Origin of the sequence: Flavonifractor sp. An10 (assembly GCF_002161215.1) — a bacterium.
GTDB lineage: Bacteria > Bacillota > Clostridia > Oscillospirales > Oscillospiraceae > Flavonifractor > Flavonifractor avistercoris.
Genome location: NZ_NFMB01000007.1, coordinates 1 through 19,120, shown reverse-complemented (window position 1 = coordinate 19,120; position 19,120 = coordinate 1). Strand labels below are relative to the sequence as shown.

The window sequence follows — 19,120 nt, the reverse complement described above, 5'->3', positions numbered from 1 at the left end:
TCTCAGCCAAAGTCATAGGTGGTGGTTTCGGCCAGCTCCCCGTCGAAATACACCCGGATCTCCTGGGTGCCGCTCCCGTAGACCGTGATGGGGATGGACTGCATGATGGTGTCATAGGTGTTGCTGTAGGAATACTGCCCGTTCCCCACGGTCACGCTCACCTGGACGCTCTCCCGGCCGTCTCTGGGCAGGTTGACGTTAATGGTATAGGGTTTGAGCTCCGTCTCCCCGTCGTCGGGGGTCGGGGCGGGGGTCGCCTCAGGCGAGGGCTCCACACTGGGACTGGGGGTGGCGGCGGGGGCGGGGCCCAGGCTCACCCGGAAGCGGATGGTGGTGCCCTCGGCCACCTGCGTGTTGTTGGCGATGCTCTGCCAGCAGACATCGCCCTCTTCATACTCACTGCTGTACTCCGAGCCCTCAAAGACCGGATCCAGGCCCAGATCCGTTGCGGCTTTCCTGGCATCCTCCTCTGTCATGTCCAGGAAGGAGATCACCGTCACGGGCAGGGTCTCCTCCCCGTCGCTGACCACCAGGGTCACCTGGGCCACATCCGTCAGATCCGTATCCTTGGTGGGGACGGTGGAGATCACGTGATCCTTTGCAATGTCCTCAGAGTACTCCTTCTGAATCACCAGGTTGCCGGCCTCCTCGGAGTAACCCAGCGCCGCCAGGCTGCTGACGGCCAGCCGGACATCCTGCTCCACCAGATCCGGCATCTGCCTGGCCTCCTCGTCCGTATAGCCGCTGCCGTTGCTGAGAATCACGGTAATGGTGGCGCCGGCGGCGGCGTTGCGGCCTTCCACCGGATCCTGGGAGACAATCTGTCCGACCGGGCGGTTACTGTCTGTCTCACCGCCCTCTACGATTTGGAAATTGGCCGAAACCACGCTGGCGTCCGCACGGGCCTCCTCCAGAGTCTTGCCCAGCAGGCTGGGCACGGCGTACAGGGTCTCCCCCGCGCCGCCGAAGAAGCTGACCCAGAGGAACACGCCAATGCCCGCCACAAAGACCGCCACCGCCACGATGGCCAGGATGATGGGCAGGCGGCTGCCGCCCCGCTCCGGGTAGTCGTCGTAGTCGTCCTCCACGCGGGCCGGGCGGCTCTTCCGGGGGTGAGGGGCGGGAGACACATAGGTGTCCTCCGGGGAGCGGGCGCCGTGAGCCGGCTGGGTGCGGACGGTGTGGGGGGTGTTGGCGCCCAGGATCTGGGTGGGCTCATCCCCCTCGGAGATCAGCAGATCTGCCGGGGTGTAGTCAAAGTTGATGCTGGGGTTTTTGCGGAACTCCTCCAGATCCGCCAGCATGGCGTCGGCGGAGATATACCGCTGGTTCACGTCGGAGGCCATGGCCTTCATAGTGATGGCCTCCAGAGCCTCGGGGATCTCCGGGTCGATCTCCCGGGGAGAGAGGGGGATGGAGTTGATGTGCTGGATGGCCACCGCCACCGGGGAGTCCCCCTCGTAGGGCAGGCGGCCGGTGATCATCTCGTAGAGCACCACGCCGGCGGAGTAGATGTCGCTGCGGGCGTCGATGTGGCTGCCCCGGGCCTGCTCAGGGGAGATATAGTGGACGGAGCCCAGGGCCTCCTGGGTCAGGGTGGCTTGGGCGGCGGAGGTGAGCCGGGCGATGCCGAAGTCGGCCACCTTCAGGCTGCCGTCCCGCAGCACCATGATGTTGTGGGGCTTGATGTCCCGGTGGATGATGCCCCGGCTGTGGGCGTGGGAGAGGGCCTTCATGATCTGGGTGATAAAGTGGAGGGCCTCCCGCCAGGCCAGCTTGCCCCCCTTCTTCTGCATGTACTGCTTGAGGGTGATGCCGTCCAGCAGCTCCATGACGATATAGTCCAGCTCCGCCGAGTGGGACACGTCGTACACCGCCATGATGTTGGGGTGGGAGAGCATGGCCACGGCCTGGGACTCGTCGTGGAAGCGGCGGCGGAACTCGGCGTCCTGGGCCAGCTCCTCCTTGAGGATCTTGATGGCCACCAGCCGGTTGAGCCGGTGATCCCGGCCCTTGTACACCACGGCCATGCCGCCGATGCCGATGCGCTCCAGGATCTCATATCGGTTGTCGAGTAATTTCCCTATGTACTGATCCATAGTTCATTACCCCCTTATTCTGCAATCTGGATGAGAACCGCCGTCACGTTGTCCGGCGCCCCTCGGGACATGGTGATGTTCAGCAGCCGCTGGCAGCAGTCCGCCGGCTCCCCGCCGTGGATCACCTCGTAGAGCAGCTCCTGATCCGTCACGATGTTGCTCAGTCCGTCGGAGCACAGCAGCAGGAAGTCCCCCGGCTGAAGCTCCTTCTCATAGAGATCCGCCCGGATGTGCTCCTCCGAGCCCAGGGCCCGGGTGATCAGGTTCTTCCGCGGGTGGTTGCGGGCCTCCTCCGGAGTGATGTCCCCCCGGGCCACCATGTCCTCCACCACCGAGTGATCCCGGGTCAGGCGGGCGATGCCCTGGTCGTTGACATGGTAGGCCCGGCTGTCCCCGATGTTGAGCAGGTAGGCCATCCGCTCCACCACCAGGGCGGCCACCATGGTGGTGCCCATGCCCCGGCAGTCCGGGTCGGTGGCCGCCCGGTGAAACACCGCGGAGTTGGCTGTCTCGGCGGCCTGGGCCAGGACGGCGGCCGGCCGTGACTCCTCCTGGCTGCCCATCTCCTTGAGGGCGTCCACGAAGGTCTCCACCGCCACCAGGCTGGCCACATTGCCCGCCTTGGCGCCACCCATGCCGTCGCATACCACGCCGACGGCCAGGTGCTCCGAGGGAACATCTAAGTAGTATCCATCCTGGTTCTGCGTTCTTACCGCCCCTTTGTCGGTAATTCCCCATGCATGTATCATACTGGTTTTCCTCTTTTCCGCACTTGTATCCCCCGGCTCATGCCCTGCGCGGCCAGGCACGGGCCGGTCTTTTGTCATAGCTGTCCCTGGATCTGCTTGCGCCGGAGCTGGCCGCAGGAGGCGTCGATGTCGCCCCCCAGCTTGCGGCGCACCGTGGCGGTGACGCCGTGGCTCTCCAGGCGCTTCTGGAAGGCGGCCACCCGGCGGCTGGGCTTCAGGGGGCTCTCCTCCACATGGTTCAGGGGGATCAGGTTTACGTGTCCCGGCGTGCCCTTCAGGTGCCGGGCCAGCAGATCCGCCTGCCAGTCGGCGTCGTTGACCCCGTCGATCATGGCGTACTCATAGGAGATGCGCCGGCCGGTCTTTTCAAAATACCGGCGGCAGGCGGCAAAGAGCTGCTCCACCCCGATGCCCCGGTTCACCGGCATGATCCGGCTCCGGGTCTCGTCGTCCGGCGCGTGCAGGGACACAGACAACGTTAATTGTAACTGATAATCGGCCAGCTTGTCAATTTTTTCAGTGAGCCCGCAGGTAGACAGGGAGATATGCCGCATGCCGATGTTCAGTCCCTCCGGGCTGTTCACCAGCTCCAGAAAGCGGAGCACGGTGTCGAAATTGTCCAGCGGCTCGCCGATGCCCATGAGCACGATGTTGCTTACCGGCACGCCGGAGTCCAGCTGGGTAAAGAGCACCTGATCCACCATCTCGGCGGGGGTGAGATCCCGGATCTTCCCCCCCAGGGTGGAGGCGCAGAAGGCGCAGCCCATGCGGCACCCCACCTGGGAGGAGATGCACACAGTATTCCCATGATGGTAGCGCATCAAAACCGTCTCGATGCAGTTTCCGTCCCCCAGCCGCCACAGATACTTGATGGTGCCGTCCTGGGCGGAGACCTGCCTGCGCTCCACCCGGGGCGGGCAGAGCACGCAGGCGGCGGCCAGCTTCTCCCGCAGGGCCTTGGACAGGTTGGTCATCTCGTCAAAGGAGGATACGCCCCGGTGGAGCCACTGGAACACCTGCCTGGCCCGGAAGGCCGGCTCCCCCAGCTCCTTGAAGTAGGCGGACATCTCCGCCAGGTTCATGGATTTGATGTCGGTCATGGTTCCTCTCCTCTGCCGTGTACGCCTGGCGGCTCCAGGCCGTACTTTTTTGCCACTGCCGCCAGCCGCTCCGGTGGAATGGGCTCTGGCTCCTCCTGCTGCAAAAACCAGGAATCGTAATCCGGGGCAGGGCACTCCCTCAGGGGGAAATCAGCCCGGAACTGATCCGTCTGCACCCAAACCTGAAGAAAATACCAGCCAAGCCGATAGTCTGTAAAGGGATCCCGGGCAAGCATACGCTGAAAGCCGGGCTCCTCCAGCAGCTTGGGATGATAGGGCTCCTCCCGCCACAGCTCCAGTCCCAGCGCTGGAAAGTCGTAAGTATCCGCCAGATCATGATCCGCACAGTCGCACACAAAGCCGGACTCCTTCGACAGGGCGGCAATCACATCCTCCGCATGGGTGTGGATCAGATCCAGACCGCGGTACAAAATTCGGACATTCTCCGCCGCGTTCAGCCCGATCCGGGACAAGCGGCCTTCCTCATACTCCAGGTAGAAGGAGTCAGGGGGCTCAGGCAGGCCCAGCCGGGCCCGGAGCTTCTCCGCCTCCTCCCGGGTCATGCCCAGGCGGAAGGGCCCCAGCCCTGCACGGGGATACACCTCATATGTCTCCATCTTTAGTCCTCCTGAGCTTGGCGAAGAAAAAGCCGTCGGTATCGTGCCGGTGAGGCCAGCAGGTCACCATGCCCGTCTCAGCATCCTCAAATCCGCCGGGCAGCTGGAACCTCTCCGGTGTAAAGTCTTTACACCTGTCCAAAAATCCCCTCACCACGCCCTCATTCTCCCGCTCCAGCAGGGTACAGGTGGCGTAGAGGAGCACACCTCCCGGGCGCACATAGCGGGCCACGTTGTCCAGAATGGCGGCCTGCACCTGGGGCAGGTTTTCCAGCGGCTTGGGATCCTTGTAGCGGATGTCCGGCTTCTTGCGGATGATGCCCAGCCCCGAGCAGGGCACGTCGGCGACCACCAGATCAAAGCTGTCCAGGAATTCCTCTTTACAGCTCTTGCCATCCAGCACTTCCGTCCGGATACAGGTCAGGCCCAGCCGGGCGGCGCCCGCCTGGATCAGCTTCTCCTTGTGGGGATGGATGTCGCAGGAGACCACCTCTCCCCTGTCCCCCATGGCGATGGCGGCGGCGAAGGACTTGCCGCCGGGGGCGGCGCAGGCGTCCAGCACCCGCATCCCCGGCCGGGGATCGGCCGCCGTCACCGCCAGCCTGGCGGCGGCGTCCTGGATGTAAAAGAGGCCCTGCTGGAATTCCTCCAGCCCCTCCAGGCTCCCCGTGTGGCGGAGCAGGAGACAGTCGGGCAGCCAGGGGTGGGGCTGAACCTCCACCCCCTGGCTTTTGAGGGCGGCTGCCAGGGCCTCCGCCGTGGTTTTCAGCGTGTTCACCTGGGCACAGGTGGGGGGCTCCCCGTTGTCGGCTTCCAGCAGGGCCTCCGCCTCCTCCCTGCCCAGTCGTCCAGCAAACTCGTCTGCCAGCCACTGGGGGTGGCTGTACCGGGTGGCCGGATCCGGCGGCTCAGGCAGGGAATCCTTCTGACGCACCAGACTGCGCAGCACCCCGTTGACCAGCCCGGCGGCCCGGGGGTTTTTGGCCTTCTTCCGGGCCAGGGACACCGTCTCGCTGACGGCGGCATGGTCTGGCACCCGATCCAGATATAAAATCTGATAGGCCCCCAGCCGCAGCAGGTTGCGAATGGGCGCTTCCAGCTTCTCCAGCCGGGTGGTGCACAGCTGGGACAGGTAAAAATCCAGCAGCATCCGGTTCTGGAGCACGCCGAAGCACAGGCGGGTAGCCAGGGCGGCGTCCCGGCCGTCCAGCTCCGCCGCCTTGATGGCCTTTTTCAGATAGCCGTCCGACCAGGCCCCCTGCCTTTCGCAGGCCACCAGGGCGTCCAGCGCCACGTTCCGAGCCGTGCTCATTTCAGTTCCTCCGCCGGCCGCCGAAGGCCAGCAGATAGCGCAGCAGCTGGGCCAGGGACACCAGCAGAGCGGCCACATAGGTCAGGGCCGCGGCAGTGAGCACCTTCCGGGCCCCCCGCAGCTCCTGGTCGTCCAGCAGGCCGGTGCCCGACAGGCTCTGGATGGCCCGGCGGGAGGCGTTGAACTCCACCGGCAGGGTGATGATCTGTCCCACCACCGCCAGGGCAAAGAGGATCACCCCGATGCCGAACAGAGCCGGGAAATAGAGCACCAGGCCCAGGATGATGAGCACAATGGACAGCTGGGAGCCGATGCTGCACACCGGGATGATGGCGGTACGCAGTCTGATAGGGCCGTACCCCACCGCGTACTGGACGGCGTGGCCCGCCTCGTGGGCGGCCACACCCAAAGAGGCGATGCTGGTGGAGCCGTACACCGCGTCGGACAGGCGGATCACGTTGCTCCGGGGGTCGTAGTGGTCGCTGAGCCGGCCGGACACCCGCTCAATGCGCACGTTGTACACGCCGTGGGCCCGGAGTACCTCCTCCGCCGCCTGGGCGCCGGTGAAGCCCCGGCAGCTGGCCACCCGGGAATAGCGGTTGAAGGTGGAGGACACGTTGAGCTGGGCCAGCAGGGCGATGAGCATGGCGGGCACCAGGATCATCCAGTAGTAGGGGTCGTAGTAGTAGAAAAAGGGCATAGAAACCTCCGTGAAAGGGCGTTACATGCAAGATTGTCAGAAAACTCCCCCGCAGGGAAAGCCTCGCAGAGTTCCGTCATCCGCAGATGACGGAATAAAATCAAAATCCGTCATTTCCGGGGACATGTGCCTCGGAAATGACACTTCTCATGGCGGAAGGGGTGACTTTTTCGCAAGAAATCGAACCCCTTCCGCCATGCAGCTTTCTCAAAAAAGTGGCGAAAGCCACTTTTTTGACACGCTGGTTACATGATCTGCCCGCCGGTCAGGTAGATCGTCAGGTTGATCAGGAATCCCGCCCCCATGCCCCCCGCCAGCAGGGCGGTGAGCCAGGGCCGCTTCTCCGTCAGCGCGGCGGCAAACAGGAAGAACGGCAGGGCGCAGGACAGATACCGCCCGGCGCTGAGCAGCCAGGACAGGGAGTAGTTCAGCACCAGATAGACAAAGGCGTAGAGGGTGTACATGCTCCGGAACCGCTTCCAGGCATAACAGAGCAGGGCGAAAAAGAGGGGGAACATGGCCAGCGTGGGAATCCAGATCTCATAACGGATGGATACCGTGGGATAGGATCGGGCATTTTCCAGCACATACCACAGGGTGTCGGAGATCCAGCAGAACCCCTGGCTCCAGTGCTCCTGCATCACCGTGAAGGCGAAGGGGTCGCCGGTCACGGCGGCGTTGAGGCCCAGGTAGACCAGACTGCCCGCCGCCGGCAGCAGCACCGCCGGGAGGCGGCGGAGGATGGCCCTCCAGTCGAAGCGCCCCAGGTGCTCCACCAGCTCCGCCCCGGCGGCGCCGATGAGCAGCAGACCGTGCATCCGGGTCATGGCGGCCAGAGCGCCCCACAGCCCCGCCCGCCACCAGCGGTGGCGGCGGATGTGCCACAGGGATGCGGCGGTGGTGAGCAGGAACAATCCCTCGGTCATCACCCCGCCGAAGAAAAAGGCGTAGGGAAAGACGGAGAGAAAGAGCACCGCACGCCGGGCGGCCTCCCGCCCCAGCTCCCAGGCCGCCAGCCTGTACAGATAGACGCACCCGGAAGCATAGCACAGGAAGGACACCAGCAGCCCCGCCGCAATAGTATTGCCCGTTACCGCGGAAACCAGCCGCACCAGCCACGGGTACAGCGGAAAGAACACCAGAAACAGGTGCTGCCCGTTCTCCGTATAGCCCGCGTAGCCCAGCTCCGCCAGGTTGACGTAGTGCCAGGCGTCCCACTTTTTCCAGATGTCCAGGGCCCAATGGGCTCCCGTCCCCGGATAGAGCACCAGGCAGGCCAGCAGGGCTGCTGCCAGAAACACCGCCAGCCGGAACAGCAGGGCAGCGGCAAACACCGCCGCGCTCTCCTTCCTGTCTGCCTCATAGCGGATCGATATCGGGGACTGGCCTCTCAGAGGCACCGGGACTCCGGCGGCACCCAGCCACCGGAGCACCAGCACCACCCCCAGGGCGATGACAGCCCCGGAGACGGCCAGCGTCCAGAGCAGGCGGATCATCCCACGGGGATGGGGTGGCCCCGCAGGTAGTCGGCGGCCTTCATGCGCCTGCCGCCGTCGGCCTGGAGCTCGTCAATGCGCAGCACCGTGCCGCCGCCGCAGGCCACCTGAATGCCCTCCTTCCCCGCCGCCAAAATGGCGCCGGGGGCGGCATCGGTATGGGCGTCCAGCACGGACGTGGAAAATACTTTACAGCGGCTGCCCCCCAGCTCGGTCACGGCGGCAGGCCAGGGGATCAGCCCCCGCACCTGGTTGTGGAGCTCCCGGGCGGGCCGGGTGAAGTCCATGGGGGACAGCTCCCGGCTGAGCATGGGGGCCAGGGTGGCCTTGTCATGCTCCTGGGGGGTGCGCGCGGCGGTGCCGGCGGCGATGTCTGCCACCACTTTTACCAGCAGCTCCGCCCCCATCTGGGCCAGCCGGTCGTGAAGGGACACCACCGTCTCATCCGGATCGATGGGGGTGGCGGCCTGGTCGATGATGTCGCCGGCATCCAGATCGTGGGCCATGTGCATGATGGTAACGCCGGTCTCGCTGTCCCCGTTGAGCACCGCCCAGTTAATGGGGGCGGCCCCCCGGTACTTGGGCAGCAGAGACGAGTGGACGTTGATGCACCCCCTGGGCGGGGCGGCCAGGATATCGTCGGGCAGGATGCGTCCGTAGGCGGCCACCACGATCAGCTCGGGGGCAAGCTCCTGGATCTGGGCCAGGGCGGTGCCGTCCCGCAGCTTGACGGGCTGGAACACCGGGATGCCGTGGGCCTGGGCGCACACCTTCACCGGCGTGGGCAGCAGCTTCATCCCCCGGTTCTTGGGCTTGTCGGGCTGGGTGAACACCCCGCACACGTCGTGGCCGGCGGCCACCAGGGCCTCCAGGGAGGGGACGGCGAAGTCTGGGGTACCCATGAACAGAATCCTCATTCTCCCTGCTCCTCCATCATCTGATCCAGCTCCTCGGTGGTGTAGAGCCGGTCTGTGTGCTCGGTGAACAGATGGCCGTCCAGGTGCTCGATCTCGTGGCAGAAGCAGCGGGCCACGATCTCCTCCCCCTCAGCCTCGAAGAAATTGCCGTCCCGATCCTGGGCGCGAACCCGCACCTTCATGGGGCGCTTCACCACGCCCCAGCGGCCGGGCACGGAGAGGCATCCCTCGAAGCCCTCCTGCTCCCCCTCCTGGGAGATGATCTCCGGATTGACCAGCTCCAGCATATTGTCCTCGGCGTCCACCACCACAACAGCGCGGCGGAGGATCCCCACCTGGGGGGCGGCCAGGCCGGCCCCGTTGGCGTTGGCCAGGGTCTCCTTGAGATCGTCCAGCAGATCGTGGAGGCGCTGGTCAAAGTTGGTCACCGGACGGCAGGCCTTGTGGAGGGCGGGATCGCCGTCGGTCAAAATTGTTCTGAGAGCCATGTTGTTTCCTCCTTAATCCAGCGGGTTCACATCCGCCGAGACGGACACGCCCCTGTTTTCCTTGTCAGTCTGCGCGCAGCGGAGCAGGTACGCCACCACCGCCCGCAGGGCTTTGGTATTCTCCGCCGCCAGGGTGAGCCGGTAGCGGTAGCGGTCGTTGACCTTGGCAATGCTGGCCGGGGCGGGCCCCAGCAGCTGCACCTCCATGTCCGCCAGGGGGGGCTGGGCCAGCCAGCTCTCCAGGGTGCGGCGCAGGCGCATGCAGGCCCGCAGCACCGCGCTCTCCATGGTGCCGGAGGCGGTGAGCACAAAGAGATCCCGGAAGGGCGGGCACTGGCGCATCTCCCGCAGGGCGATCTCCTGCGCATAAAAGGCGTCGTAGTCCTGCCGGGCGGCGCAGCGGATCACGTCGTTGTCCGGAGTAAAGGTCTGGATGACGGCCCGCCCCGGCTTGGCCCCCCGGCCCGCCCGGCACACCACCTGGGTCAGCAGGGAGAAGGTGCGCTCACCCGCCCGGTAGTCGTCCACGTACAGGGACTGGTCGGCGGACACCGCTCCCACCAGGGTCACGTTGGGGAAATCCAGGCCCTTGGCCACCATCTGGGTTCCCAGGAGCACGGGGATCCTCTCCCGCTCAAAGCGGGCCAGCAGCTTCTCGTGGCTCTGGGTGGCGGAGATGGTGTCGGTGTCCATCCGCAGGATCTCCTGCTCCGGGAAGGCCTTCCGCAGCTCCTCCTCCACCTTCTGGGTGCCCGCGCCGATAAAGTTCAGCGCTCCCCCGCAGGAGGGGCAGGCAGGTGGCAGCGGCTCCGAGTGGCCGCAGTAGTGGCACATGAGCCGGCCGTTGGCCGAGTGATAGGTCAGGTGCACCGAGCACCGGGGGCAGGTGGGCACCTCGCCGCACTCGCCGCAGGTGACCATACGGCTGGCCCCCCGCCGGTTGAGGAGCAGAATGCTCTGCTCCCCCGCCGCCATGGCCTCCGACAAGGCCTGCCGGAGGGGGGCGCTGAGGGAACTGCCGTTGCCGGCGCGCAGCTCCCCCTTCATGTCCACGATGCGCACCTCGGGAAGGGCGCCCTGATTATAGCGGTGAGACAGGGTGAACAGGCGGTAGTCCCCCCGCCTGGCGTGGTACATGCTCTCCACCGACGGGGTGGCAGAGCCCAGCACCAGCAGGGCGCCGCTCTGGGCGCAGCGGTACTTGGCCACGTCCCGGGCGTGGTACTTGGGCACGTTCTCCGACTTGTAGGTGGCCTCCTGCTCCTCGTCCAGCACGATCAGCCCCAGGTTTTTCAGGGGGGCGAATACGGCGGAACGGGTGCCGATCACCACCCGGGCCTTCCCGCTTTTGATGCGCTTCCACTCGTCGTACCGCTCCCCCGCCCGGAGGGAGGAGTGGAGCACCGCAATGTCGTCCCCGAAGTGGGCGGCGAAGATGCGCAACAGCTGTGGGGTGAGGGAGATCTCGGGCACCAGCACCATGGCGGTGCGCCCCCGCCCCAGGGCGGCGTAGATCAGCCGCAGATAGACCTGGGTCTTGCCGCTGCCCGTCACCCCGTAGAGCAGGGCGGCGGCGGGCTTTCCCTCAACGGCCAGGGCGTCCAAACCGTCGAAAGCCGCCTGCTGCTCGGCGTTGAGCACCGGCGGCGCGGCCCGCTCCCCCGGCTCCACGGCCACCCGGCGGTAGACCTCCCGCTGCTCCAGCCGGAGGATGCCGCTCTTGGCCAGGGAGCGGAGGGTGGAATTGGACGCGCCGGTGAAATAACACAGCTCCTTGGCGGAGGCGCTGCCCAGGGCGCACAGCAGCTCCGTCACCGCATACCGCAGGGGGGCGGAACGGCGCTTGGGGGTTACCTGGGCCATGGCCTCCTCCGGCGGGATGTCCAGGGCGGCCACCAGCTCCTTCTTGTCCCCCACGCCCCGGGAGGCGCTGGTCTCCAGGGTGAGCACCCCCTTGTCCCGCAGCAGCTTGAGGGCGGGGTTGGGATCCTTGGTGCCGAAAGCCTCCTTGAGCTGGGCCACGTCGGCCCAGCCGCCGGAGGCAAAGATCAGCTCCAGCACCCTGCGGGCCCGCTCCGAGCGACCCGCCGCCTCATAGGCCGCCTCTTCGTCCATGCCGGGGGCGAGCTGCCACCGATCCTGGAGGGAGAAGTACAGGCCCGCCGGCAGCATGGCCCGGGCCGCGTCGTACACGGTGCAGAAGTACCGCTCCCGCATCCACAGGGCCAGGCGCAGCTCCGGCGCGTCCAGCACCGGCTCCTCGTCCAGCAGTGTCAGAATGGCCTTGCGCCTGGGATCATCGGGCCGTCCGCCCTCCAGGGCCAGGACAATCCCCTCCGTCCGCCGGTTGCCCGCCCCGAAGGGGACGATCACCCGCATGCCGGGACGCAGCTGATCCAGCAGCTCCGTGGGCACCTGGTAGTCATAGGGCTTGTCGATGGCGTAGGTGGCGGCCTGGAGGGCGATTTTCGCCACTGTATTTCCCGCCATATACAAGCCCCCTTTCTCCAGAAAAGGCAAGCGCCGGGATCAGATCACCCGCCGCTTGCCTCAGATCGGCTGCTTACGCCTCGTCTCGCTCCTCGTCGTTCAGTTCCAGCTTTCCGTCGGCCACCTCGCGGATGGCGATGGTCACCGGCTTGTCGTCCAGGGGGATTCCGGCGTCCTCGGCCTCACTGGCCACCTGCCGGGCCCGCTGGGCCACCACGTTCACCAGCATATAGCGGCTGGGCACCTGTTCCAGCAGTTTTTTCATGGGGGGTTCCAGCATCATGTCAATCAGTCTCCTTCCAAGGATGAAATGGCGTCCAGAAGCTGAACGCGGTTTTTGGTTCGGCAGCTCTCCGCTGTCAGGATGGAAATGATCTCCCAGGCGGCCTCTGAGACCTTGTCGTTGACCACCACGTAGTCGTAGTGGGGAATCTGCTTACACTCCTCCCGGGCCTTCTGGAGCCGGCCCTGGATGACCTCCTCCTGATCGGTGGCCCGGCGGTGGAGGCGGCGGGAGAGCTCCTCAAAGGAGGGGGGCACGATGAAGATAAACACCGCGTCGGGGCATTTGGCCCGCACCTTGGCGGCGCCCTGAACCTCGATGTCCAGCAGCACGTCGATGCCGGCCTCCAGCTTCTCCTGGATCACACGCAGGGAGGTTCCGTAGTAATTATGGACGTATTCGGCGTATTCTAACAGCTCGTCCCCGGCGATCATCTCCTCAAACCGCTCCCGGGTCACAAAGTTGTAGTTGATCCCGTCCTCCTCCCCCACCCTGGGCTGGCGGGTGGTAAAGGAGACGGAGAAGTAGATATCCTTCCGGGCACCCAAAAGCTCGGAGATCACCGTGCTCTTTCCCACGCCCGACGGGCCGGACAGGACAATCAGCTGTCCCTTTCCTTTCTTCTTCCAGTTCATGGCTCCTCCTTCTCCTCCTCTGCGGGCTCCGTATCCCGGCCGCCCAGGCGGCCGGCCACCGTCTCAGGCTGGAGGGCCGAGAGGACAATGTGGTCGGAGTCCATGATCAGCACCGCGCGGGTGCGGCGGCCGTAGGTGGCGTCAATGAGCACACCCCGATCCCGGGCCTCCTGCACCATCCGCTTGATGGGGGCCGACTCCGGGCTGACAATGGCGATGAGCCGGCCGGCGGAGATCATGTTGCCGAAGCCGATATTGATGAGCTTCATTCTCTCACCGCCTCACTCAATGTTCTGGATCTGTTCCCGGATCTTCTCGATCTCGGCCTTGATGTCCACCACATAGCCGGCGGTCTCAATGTCACTGCACTTGGAGCCGATGGTATTGGCCTCCCGGTTGAACTCCTGGATCAGAAAGTCCAGCTTGCGGCCGATGGCGCCTCCCTGCTCCAGCATATGGCGCAGCTGGGACAGGTGGCTGCGCAGGCGGACGGTCTCCTCGTCCACCGCCACCTTGTCGGCATAGATGGCCGCCTCGGTGAGGATGCGGCTCTCGTCGATCTGGGTGTTCTGGAGCACCTCGTTCAACTTGGCCGTCAGGCGGGCGCGGTAGTCGGCCACGATGCCGGGGGAGCGCTCCTCCACCCTGGCGGTCAGGCCCTCAATGGTGTCCGCCCGGTTCAGCACATCCTGATAGAGCTTCTCCCCCTCCCGGCTGCGCATGGCGTCGAAGTCGGCCAGTGCCAGCTCCAGCACCGAGCAGATGTCGGCGGCCATGGCCTCCACATCCTCCTGGGTCTTCTCCACCAGGAACACGTCGGGGAACCGGGAGAGCAGGGAGACCGAAATATCGTCCTTCAAGCCGTAGTCGTCCCGCAGCCGGCACAGGGCGGCGTAATAGCCGTCGGCCAGCGGCTTGTTGACCGAGATGGCCACATCCCCCTTTTCCGACGGCCCGATGGTGACAAACACATCCACCTTGCCCCGGGAAATATGGCTCTGCACCCCGGCCTTGACGGCGTCCTCCGCGAATACGTAAACGCGGGGCAGCTTCACCGTACAGTCCAGATAGCGGTTGTTGACCGAGCGCACCTCCACGGTAATGGTGCGGCCGTGCACCACGGCCTCTCCCCTGCCGTAGCCCGTCATGCTCTTTACCACGCGGGTTCCCCCCGTTTCTCTCATCATTTGGTGATCTAAAAAATTATACCAGACTAGGAAGCCTTCCGCAAGACCTTGTCTACCCTGGCCACATAGAATGCAATCAGCTTGGAAAACCCGATGTCATAGATGACAAAGGCGACGTTGCCGGCGGCATACACCATCCAGGCCGCCGTCAGGGCCGACGGCAGGAAGGGCAGAAACAGCGCCTTCAGGCCGAACCAGCAGAGGGTCAGGACGGCGTTGAACGCCGCCAGCTTGCCCGCCCACTCCGCGGGACGGCTGGGAAGCCGTTCCAGCAGGCTCTTGAGCATGGGCCACAGGCCGAAAAAGAGCAGGTAGAGCAGGGCGTTGGCCTTGTCAGGCACCAGCAGCAGGCCCAGCAGGCCCGCCGCGCCGTAGCAGAAAAAGCCGGCCCCCAGCCCTGCGGACACCACCGCCCCCGCGGGAAACACCCCCGCGATGGCCACGATGCCCAGCTGTGCCGCGGGAGACACGGCTGACAGGTAGAGAACGATCAGGGACAGCGCCGCCAGAACGCCCACCAGGGCGATCTGGCCCGCCCCCTTTCCGAAGCGCGCCCGCCCCATGGCTCAGTTCCCGCAGCCGCCGCACAGGCAGTTGAGGCACAGACAGGTGGTGCAGAGGTCGCAGGTGTCCACCCCGCCGCCGTAGCCGTACGGGCGGTAGGCCTGTCCCCCCTGGCGCATCATCATCAGGGCCTGCCGGTATTCCCCGTTGGAGGGATCCATGTTGCAGGCCATCTGGAAATGCTGGGTGGCCTCGTCCAGCCACCCCTTCCGGTAGGCGATGGAGCCGGTGAGGAAGTGCCACTCGGCATCCTGGGACGGGGCGGAGCGGAGCAGCTCCTCCGCCCGACTGATGTCCCCCATGTTGATGGCCTGGCGCACCTGGTTGTACAGGCTGCCGGAGGAGGCGTTGGAGTACTGCCGCTGATACCCCCCCTGGTAGGAGCCCTGATAGGCCCCCTGACTCTGGTAGCCGCCGGAGGAGCCGCCGCTGCGCATCTTGGTGATGGCGTCGTAGGCCTCGTTGATCTCCTTCATCTTCTCCTCGGCCAGGTCGGCCAGGGGATTGTTCTGGTAGTTGTCCGGATGGTATTTCCGGGCCAGCTCCCGGTAGGCCCGCTTGACCTCCTCATCGCTGGCGTCGGGCTTGACCCCCAGTACGGTATACGGATCTGTCATGGATTCTGTCTCCTGTTATGTTGATTGACGGCCTTCCAGCGGCCGGTAAACACAAGCTCCTCCACCATGGGCAGGCCCAGAAAGAGGATGTTCTCCACCGTCTCCCGCCAGTGGCCCAGCTCCAGCAGGGCGGCGGCGGAGCGGGCCAGGTTCAGGGAGTGGCGCAGGGTGGTGCGCAGATAGTCCCGGTTGGCCTCCGTCTCCCCGCCGAACCGGGCGGATATGGGGTTATAGGAGCCGGTGCGCCGGTCATCCGCCAGATCGTCCCAGGCGTCCACCAGGTAAATCCACCGGCCCACGTGGTAGAGCAGCTGCCCCAGCGCCCGATCCCGGGCGGCATCCCCCGAGGCGGGGGCAGCCCCGGCCAGCAGCCGGGCGAAGGTGTCCGCCGTCCGATCCAGGGAGGGACAGTTCTCCCGCTCCAGGGCCTGGAGCTCCTCCAGGCAGTCCCGTACCGTCCGGTCGAACTCCGGCCGGTGGCCGGCGGCCCGGCGGTAGCCCCGCCGGAGCAGGACGGACAGCAGTCGGGCGGCGGTGCGTGCCCAGAACGTCCCGTCGGCCACGGTGTCCCGCAGCTTCCAATAGCTCAGAATCGTCCCGGCGTCCGCCGCCGCATCCACGCCGCCGGCAATGGCACAGGTCTTTTTCCGGCACCACAGCCGGGTCGGGCAGCGCCGCCGCTCCGTCTCCGGTCTCCCCCCGTCCAGCAGCATGGCCAGAAAGGTAAAGTCGTAGTTGAGAAAGAACCGGGCAAAAAATCCGTGCCGCCTCCCCAAGCTGCTGCACAGGCCGCAGTAAAGGGCCTCGTAGTCCCGGAGCTGGCGCACCTTCAATTCATCCCGGTTGGGGCGCACGTAGCCGAACATCAGTCCCCGGCGGCGATGGCGGTGATGCGGAAGGAGATGGACTGCTGCTTCCGCACACGGCGATCCCACAGCACGGCCAGCACCAGCCCCAGGGCAAAGCCTATGCCGCCCACACCGGCGCTGCCGCCGCCGGACAGGCCCAGGGCCGCCGCCGTGAAATAGCCAATGAAGAACAGCAGGAAGGGCACCACATACACCATGACTGCCGCCCCCAGCACGCCCTTGGTGGAGGACTCCACCGTCACCATATCGCCGGGCTGGGCGCCGATGCCGTTGGCCGCGACCACGGAAACCGTGGAGCTCACCATCAGCTCGCTGCAGCCGCCGCCGCACTTGGAACAGTCGTGGCCGCAGGCCGACTGCCGCTTGACAGATACCTCTGCCCGCCCGCCGGGCAGAATGCGGGTCACTTTTGCGGTTTGAACCATGTCAGGATCACCTTTTCTCTAAGATCTGGTAATGGAGATGGAAACATTGTAGGTGCCCACGACCCCCACCTCGCTGCTGCCGTCCAGGTAGACCCGGACGGGCACCGTCCGGGTGCCGGTGGAGGGATCCAGATCGGACAAATCTGCCACGATGCGGATCTGGGAGGCGGTCACGGCATCCAGGGCCTCCTGGGGGCCGCGAACCAGTACGGTGCAGGACTGGGTTACCAGATCTGCCTCGTAACCCGCCGGCTTGTTGATGATCTCGATGTTGTCCACCTCCAGGGTCTTGGTGGACAGGCCCTCCACCCGCACCGTCACGGTGGCCTCCGCCGGGCCGCTGACATTGGTGAGGGAGGCGTCCAGATTGATGGGCATCTTCTCGGTCTGGGTGCCGAACACCGTGGACAGGTCGATCTCACCCAGGCTGATGCTGTCCAGCTCGGCCAGATCCGCCGCCTCACCCGAGACGGTAATGGTCAGCGGGTCAATCTCCACCGTGACATCGTCCTCAGTGGCTCCGCCGCCTGGGATGATGTCCACCGTCAGCTGTACCTCCTTCAGCTGCACAATGGGCAGGGTGGCCAGCACCGTCTCGGGGGAGCTGTCAAGCTGCTCGGCATCGGCAACGGGCTCCCCGTTGGCGTCCACCAGGGTATAGCTGCAATTCTCCATATAGGTGGTGCTCATCTCCTCCTGGGACACCGTCACCAGGGCGTGATCCACCTGGTTTACCAGCTCCTCCTGGCCGCTGACGGTGACCGTCTCCGGTGCAAAGGAGAACTCCTCCCGCTGGTAGCCCTCGGCCACGCTGCCGTTGAACACGCCCTGTACCGGCACATCCTTGGAGGCCCAGCGGGACACGGTAAAGTCCACGGTTCCCGGGCTGGTATACTGCACGTCGATGGAATCCAGCACCGTGATGGAACGGGGGAAGCTGATGTTCCGGGTGGTGATGGACACGCTCTGCTCTCCCGGCTCAGCGATGCCGGAGACGTCAATGGTGACGGTGGTGTCCCCCTGGTTCAGACGGCGCCACACGTCCCGGGTGGCCCGGATGCGCAGGGACACAGTCTGCTCCGCCCCCTCGGAGATCATCAGCCCCCGCTCCTCCAGGCTCTCCAGGCCGCTGTACACCACCTGGACATGGCTCAGAGTGTTGGTCACTTCCGGGTTGGCCTCCCTGCCCACATAGAGCCACAGGACAAAGGCCAGCAGGACGGAGAGAATGACATAAATCCATTTGCTGTTAAGAATCTTCTTTCCCATCCTGCTTATCCCCCTTTACAAAACGGAGCAGGCTGCCCAGCTTGAACTTGGCCGCCGAATCGTCCTGCACCGGCTCCGGCATCAACTCATTGCGCAGCAGCCGCTCCAGCGTCTCCGGCGCCAGGTGGCGCTTGAGCATGCCGCCCACCGCCACGGAGATGGAGCCGGTCTCCTCCGAGACGATGGCCACCACCGCGTCGGTCTGCTCGCTGGCGCCGATGCCCGCGCGGTGGCGCATGCCCAGCTCCCGGGACAGGTTCACATTGCCCGACATGGGGAGCATGCAACCCGCGCCCACGATCCGCCCGCCGCGGACGATCACCGCGCCGTCGTGGAGGGGAGCCTTGTTCCAGAAGATATTTTTCAGCAGCTCGGCGTTCACCGTGCAGTCCAGGGCGGTGCCCGTCTTGATGGCGTCGTCCAGCATGTTTTTGCGCTCAAAGACCATCAGCGCGCCGGTCTTGCTCTTGGACAGGGAGGTATAGGCCTCCACCGTCTGGGTGATGGCGCTGTCCAGCTCGTTGCGCTCCTCCTGGTTGTTGAATACGTTTCCCAGCGTGGTTCGGCCCATTTTCTCCAGAAAACGGCGGATTTCCGGCTGGAACAGAACCACCAGGGCGATCACGCCCCAGTCCACCACCTGGAGCAGCAGATAACTGATGGTGTTGAGCTGAAAATAGGTGGAGACCAGCAGGGCAGCCAAAAAGAGCAGGATCCCCTTTGCCACCGCACCGGAGTTGGTGCGGCGCATGAACATGATGAACTTGTAGATGATGAAGGACATGATCGCAATGTCGATCACGTCGGAAATTCCAAACGGGGTTACCATACTCCAGAACTGCTGGAGCAAATAGATAATGCCTTCCATGTCCACCGTCTCCCGCTCCCGGCACCGCCGGCGTCATTGTTCCAACACAGACCACTCAAAGATTTTTTAACCAGTTTATTATACTGTATTCCCAGTCGGTTGGCAAGTAGAAGGGAAATCAATTTTCTGTGAATAAACCTGCGGCGGAGCGGGCACCGGAAAACGGCGCGCCTCCGCGCTGTCGTGCTTCTGAACAACAAAAAATAGCCACACCGGGCGGCTATTCAGCGTGTCGAAAAAGACTTTTTCGACACGCTGATGAACTTTTTGAAACTTCAAAAAAGTTTCAAAAAGTTGTTTGATCCAACGCGAAAGGGAACCCTGACGGTTCCCTTTCACACTATCCCTCCCTCCGAACCCTTCGGCCGGTGGGTTTATCGGCAAGCCCGAACAGCCGCACTGGGCGGCTATTTTCTGTACTCTGCCAGCTCGGCC

At 64.9% G+C, this 19,120-nt stretch carries 21 protein-coding genes; all 21 read right to left on the bottom strand.

Annotated elements, in window-relative coordinates:
* Positions 1-2 precede the first annotated feature (2 nt).
* Positions 3-2,099 (bottom strand): Stk1 family PASTA domain-containing Ser/Thr kinase, encoded by a 2,097-nt coding sequence (gene pknB / locus B5E42_RS12895; protein WP_087240317.1) that lies wholly within the window; start codon positions 2,097-2,099, stop codon positions 3-5.
* A 14-nt stretch (positions 2,100-2,113) separates the two neighbouring features.
* Positions 2,114-2,848, bottom strand: coding sequence for a Stp1/IreP family PP2C-type Ser/Thr phosphatase (locus tag B5E42_RS12890; protein ID WP_087240315.1), 735 nt, complete (start codon positions 2,846-2,848; stop codon positions 2,114-2,116).
* Between the two features lie 74 nt (positions 2,849-2,922).
* The gene (gene rlmN / locus B5E42_RS12885; RefSeq protein WP_087240314.1) at positions 2,923-3,948 is read right to left on the bottom strand and encodes a 23S rRNA (adenine(2503)-C(2))-methyltransferase RlmN; all 1,026 of its coding nucleotides are present in this window, start codon (positions 3,946-3,948) and stop codon (positions 2,923-2,925) included.
* Entirely contained in the window at positions 3,945-4,565 is a 621-nt protein-coding gene (locus B5E42_RS12880; RefSeq protein ID WP_087240312.1) for a hypothetical protein, read from the bottom strand. The genes rlmN and B5E42_RS12880 overlap by 4 nt, the downstream gene beginning before the upstream one ends.
* Complete coding sequence (gene rsmB / locus B5E42_RS12875) at positions 4,552-5,877, bottom strand: 16S rRNA (cytosine(967)-C(5))-methyltransferase RsmB (RefSeq protein WP_087240310.1); 1,326 nt, start codon at positions 5,875-5,877, stop codon at positions 4,552-4,554. The genes B5E42_RS12880 and rsmB overlap by 14 nt, the downstream gene beginning before the upstream one ends.
* 1 nt (position 5,878) lies before the next feature.
* Complete coding sequence (locus B5E42_RS12870; RefSeq protein ID WP_087240307.1) at positions 5,879-6,577, bottom strand: zinc metallopeptidase; 699 nt, start codon at positions 6,575-6,577, stop codon at positions 5,879-5,881.
* Positions 6,578-6,822: 245 nt separating this feature from the next.
* Positions 6,823-8,073 carry a glycosyltransferase family 39 protein gene (locus B5E42_RS12865; protein WP_087240305.1) on the bottom strand — a complete coding sequence of 417 codons (1,251 nt, stop codon included), beginning with the start codon at positions 8,071-8,073 and terminating at the stop codon, positions 6,823-6,825.
* Positions 8,070-8,990, bottom strand: a complete 921-nt coding sequence (gene fmt, locus B5E42_RS12860) for a methionyl-tRNA formyltransferase (RefSeq protein ID WP_087240303.1) — start codon at positions 8,988-8,990, stop codon at positions 8,070-8,072. Before fmt ends, B5E42_RS12865 begins: the two co-directional genes overlap by 4 nt.
* A complete protein-coding gene (gene def, locus B5E42_RS12855; RefSeq protein ID WP_087240301.1) occupies positions 8,987-9,478 on the bottom strand; it encodes a peptide deformylase in 492 nt (163 codons plus the stop codon). The genes fmt and def overlap by 4 nt, the downstream gene beginning before the upstream one ends.
* Before the next feature lie 12 nt (positions 9,479-9,490).
* The gene (gene priA, locus B5E42_RS12850; protein ID WP_087240734.1) at positions 9,491-11,968 is read right to left on the bottom strand and encodes a primosomal protein N'; all 2,478 of its coding nucleotides are present in this window, start codon (positions 11,966-11,968) and stop codon (positions 9,491-9,493) included.
* Positions 11,969-12,041: 73 nt separating this feature from the next.
* Positions 12,042-12,251 carry a DNA-directed RNA polymerase subunit omega gene (gene rpoZ / locus B5E42_RS12845; RefSeq protein WP_087240299.1) on the bottom strand — a complete coding sequence of 70 codons (210 nt, stop codon included), beginning with the start codon at positions 12,249-12,251 and terminating at the stop codon, positions 12,042-12,044.
* A gap of 5 nt (positions 12,252-12,256) precedes the next feature.
* Entirely contained in the window at positions 12,257-12,886 is a 630-nt protein-coding gene (gene gmk, locus B5E42_RS12840; protein WP_087240297.1) for a guanylate kinase, read from the bottom strand.
* Positions 12,883-13,155, bottom strand: a complete 273-nt coding sequence (locus B5E42_RS12835; RefSeq protein ID WP_087240294.1) for a DUF370 domain-containing protein — start codon at positions 13,153-13,155, stop codon at positions 12,883-12,885. The genes gmk and B5E42_RS12835 overlap by 4 nt, the downstream gene beginning before the upstream one ends.
* 12 nt (positions 13,156-13,167) lie before the next feature.
* The gene (locus B5E42_RS12830; RefSeq protein WP_087240292.1) at positions 13,168-14,046 is read right to left on the bottom strand and encodes a YicC/YloC family endoribonuclease; all 879 of its coding nucleotides are present in this window, start codon (positions 14,044-14,046) and stop codon (positions 13,168-13,170) included.
* Positions 14,047-14,099: 53 nt separating this feature from the next.
* Positions 14,100-14,636 (bottom strand): hypothetical protein, encoded by a 537-nt coding sequence (locus tag B5E42_RS12825; RefSeq protein ID WP_087240289.1) that lies wholly within the window; start codon positions 14,634-14,636, stop codon positions 14,100-14,102.
* 3 nt (positions 14,637-14,639) lie between these two features.
* Positions 14,640-15,254 carry a DnaJ domain-containing protein gene (locus B5E42_RS12820; protein ID WP_087240287.1) on the bottom strand — a complete coding sequence of 205 codons (615 nt, stop codon included), beginning with the start codon at positions 15,252-15,254 and terminating at the stop codon, positions 14,640-14,642.
* A complete protein-coding gene (locus B5E42_RS12815; protein WP_087240285.1) occupies positions 15,251-16,120 on the bottom strand; it encodes a DUF5685 family protein in 870 nt (289 codons plus the stop codon). The genes B5E42_RS12820 and B5E42_RS12815 overlap by 4 nt, the downstream gene beginning before the upstream one ends.
* Positions 16,120-16,548 carry a SoxR reducing system RseC family protein gene (locus B5E42_RS12810; protein WP_087240283.1) on the bottom strand — a complete coding sequence of 143 codons (429 nt, stop codon included), beginning with the start codon at positions 16,546-16,548 and terminating at the stop codon, positions 16,120-16,122. Before B5E42_RS12810 ends, B5E42_RS12815 begins: the two co-directional genes overlap by 1 nt.
* Before the next feature lie 18 nt (positions 16,549-16,566).
* The gene (locus B5E42_RS12805) at positions 16,567-17,817 is read right to left on the bottom strand and encodes a CdaR family protein (protein ID WP_087240281.1); all 1,251 of its coding nucleotides are present in this window, start codon (positions 17,815-17,817) and stop codon (positions 16,567-16,569) included.
* Positions 17,798-18,685, bottom strand: coding sequence for a diadenylate cyclase CdaA (cdaA, locus tag B5E42_RS12800; protein ID WP_087240279.1), 888 nt, complete (start codon positions 18,683-18,685; stop codon positions 17,798-17,800). Before cdaA ends, B5E42_RS12805 begins: the two co-directional genes overlap by 20 nt.
* 78 nt (positions 18,686-18,763) lie before the next feature.
* On the bottom strand, positions 18,764-19,120 hold a 357-nt coding region (locus tag B5E42_RS18945), incomplete at its 5' end, for a hypothetical protein (protein ID WP_204244413.1).

Coding starts and splice junctions, on each gene's coding strand:
- pknB (WP_087240317.1), bottom strand. CDS start 2,099: ATGGATCAGTACATAGGGAAATTACTCGACAACCGATATGAGATCCTG.
- B5E42_RS12890 (WP_087240315.1), bottom strand. CDS start 2,848: ATGATACATGCATGGGGAATTACCGACAAAGGGGCGGTAAGAACGCAG.
- rlmN (WP_087240314.1), bottom strand. CDS start 3,948: ATGACCGACATCAAATCCATGAACCTGGCGGAGATGTCCGCCTACTTC.
- B5E42_RS12880 (WP_087240312.1), bottom strand. CDS start 4,565: ATGGAGACATATGAGGTGTATCCCCGTGCAGGGCTGGGGCCCTTCCGC.
- rsmB (WP_087240310.1), bottom strand. CDS start 5,877: ATGAGCACGGCTCGGAACGTGGCGCTGGACGCCCTGGTGGCCTGCGAA.
- B5E42_RS12870 (WP_087240307.1), bottom strand. CDS start 6,577: ATGCCCTTTTTCTACTACTACGACCCCTACTACTGGATGATCCTGGTG.
- B5E42_RS12865 (WP_087240305.1), bottom strand. CDS start 8,073: ATGATCCGCCTGCTCTGGACGCTGGCCGTCTCCGGGGCTGTCATCGCC.
- fmt (WP_087240303.1), bottom strand. CDS start 8,990: ATGAGGATTCTGTTCATGGGTACCCCAGACTTCGCCGTCCCCTCCCTG.
- def (WP_087240301.1), bottom strand. CDS start 9,478: ATGGCTCTCAGAACAATTTTGACCGACGGCGATCCCGCCCTCCACAAG.
- priA (WP_087240734.1), bottom strand. CDS start 11,968: ATGGCGGGAAATACAGTGGCGAAAATCGCCCTCCAGGCCGCCACCTAC.
- rpoZ (WP_087240299.1), bottom strand. CDS start 12,251: ATGATGCTGGAACCCCCCATGAAAAAACTGCTGGAACAGGTGCCCAGC.
- gmk (WP_087240297.1), bottom strand. CDS start 12,886: ATGAACTGGAAGAAGAAAGGAAAGGGACAGCTGATTGTCCTGTCCGGC.
- B5E42_RS12835 (WP_087240294.1), bottom strand. CDS start 13,155: ATGAAGCTCATCAATATCGGCTTCGGCAACATGATCTCCGCCGGCCGG.
- B5E42_RS12825 (WP_087240289.1), bottom strand. CDS start 14,636: ATGGGGCGGGCGCGCTTCGGAAAGGGGGCGGGCCAGATCGCCCTGGTG.
- B5E42_RS12820 (WP_087240287.1), bottom strand. CDS start 15,254: ATGACAGATCCGTATACCGTACTGGGGGTCAAGCCCGACGCCAGCGAT.
- B5E42_RS12815 (WP_087240285.1), bottom strand. CDS start 16,120: ATGTTCGGCTACGTGCGCCCCAACCGGGATGAATTGAAGGTGCGCCAG.
- B5E42_RS12810 (WP_087240283.1), bottom strand. CDS start 16,548: ATGGTTCAAACCGCAAAAGTGACCCGCATTCTGCCCGGCGGGCGGGCA.
- B5E42_RS12805 (WP_087240281.1), bottom strand. CDS start 17,817: ATGGGAAAGAAGATTCTTAACAGCAAATGGATTTATGTCATTCTCTCC.
- cdaA (WP_087240279.1), bottom strand. CDS start 18,685: ATGGAAGGCATTATCTATTTGCTCCAGCAGTTCTGGAGTATGGTAACC.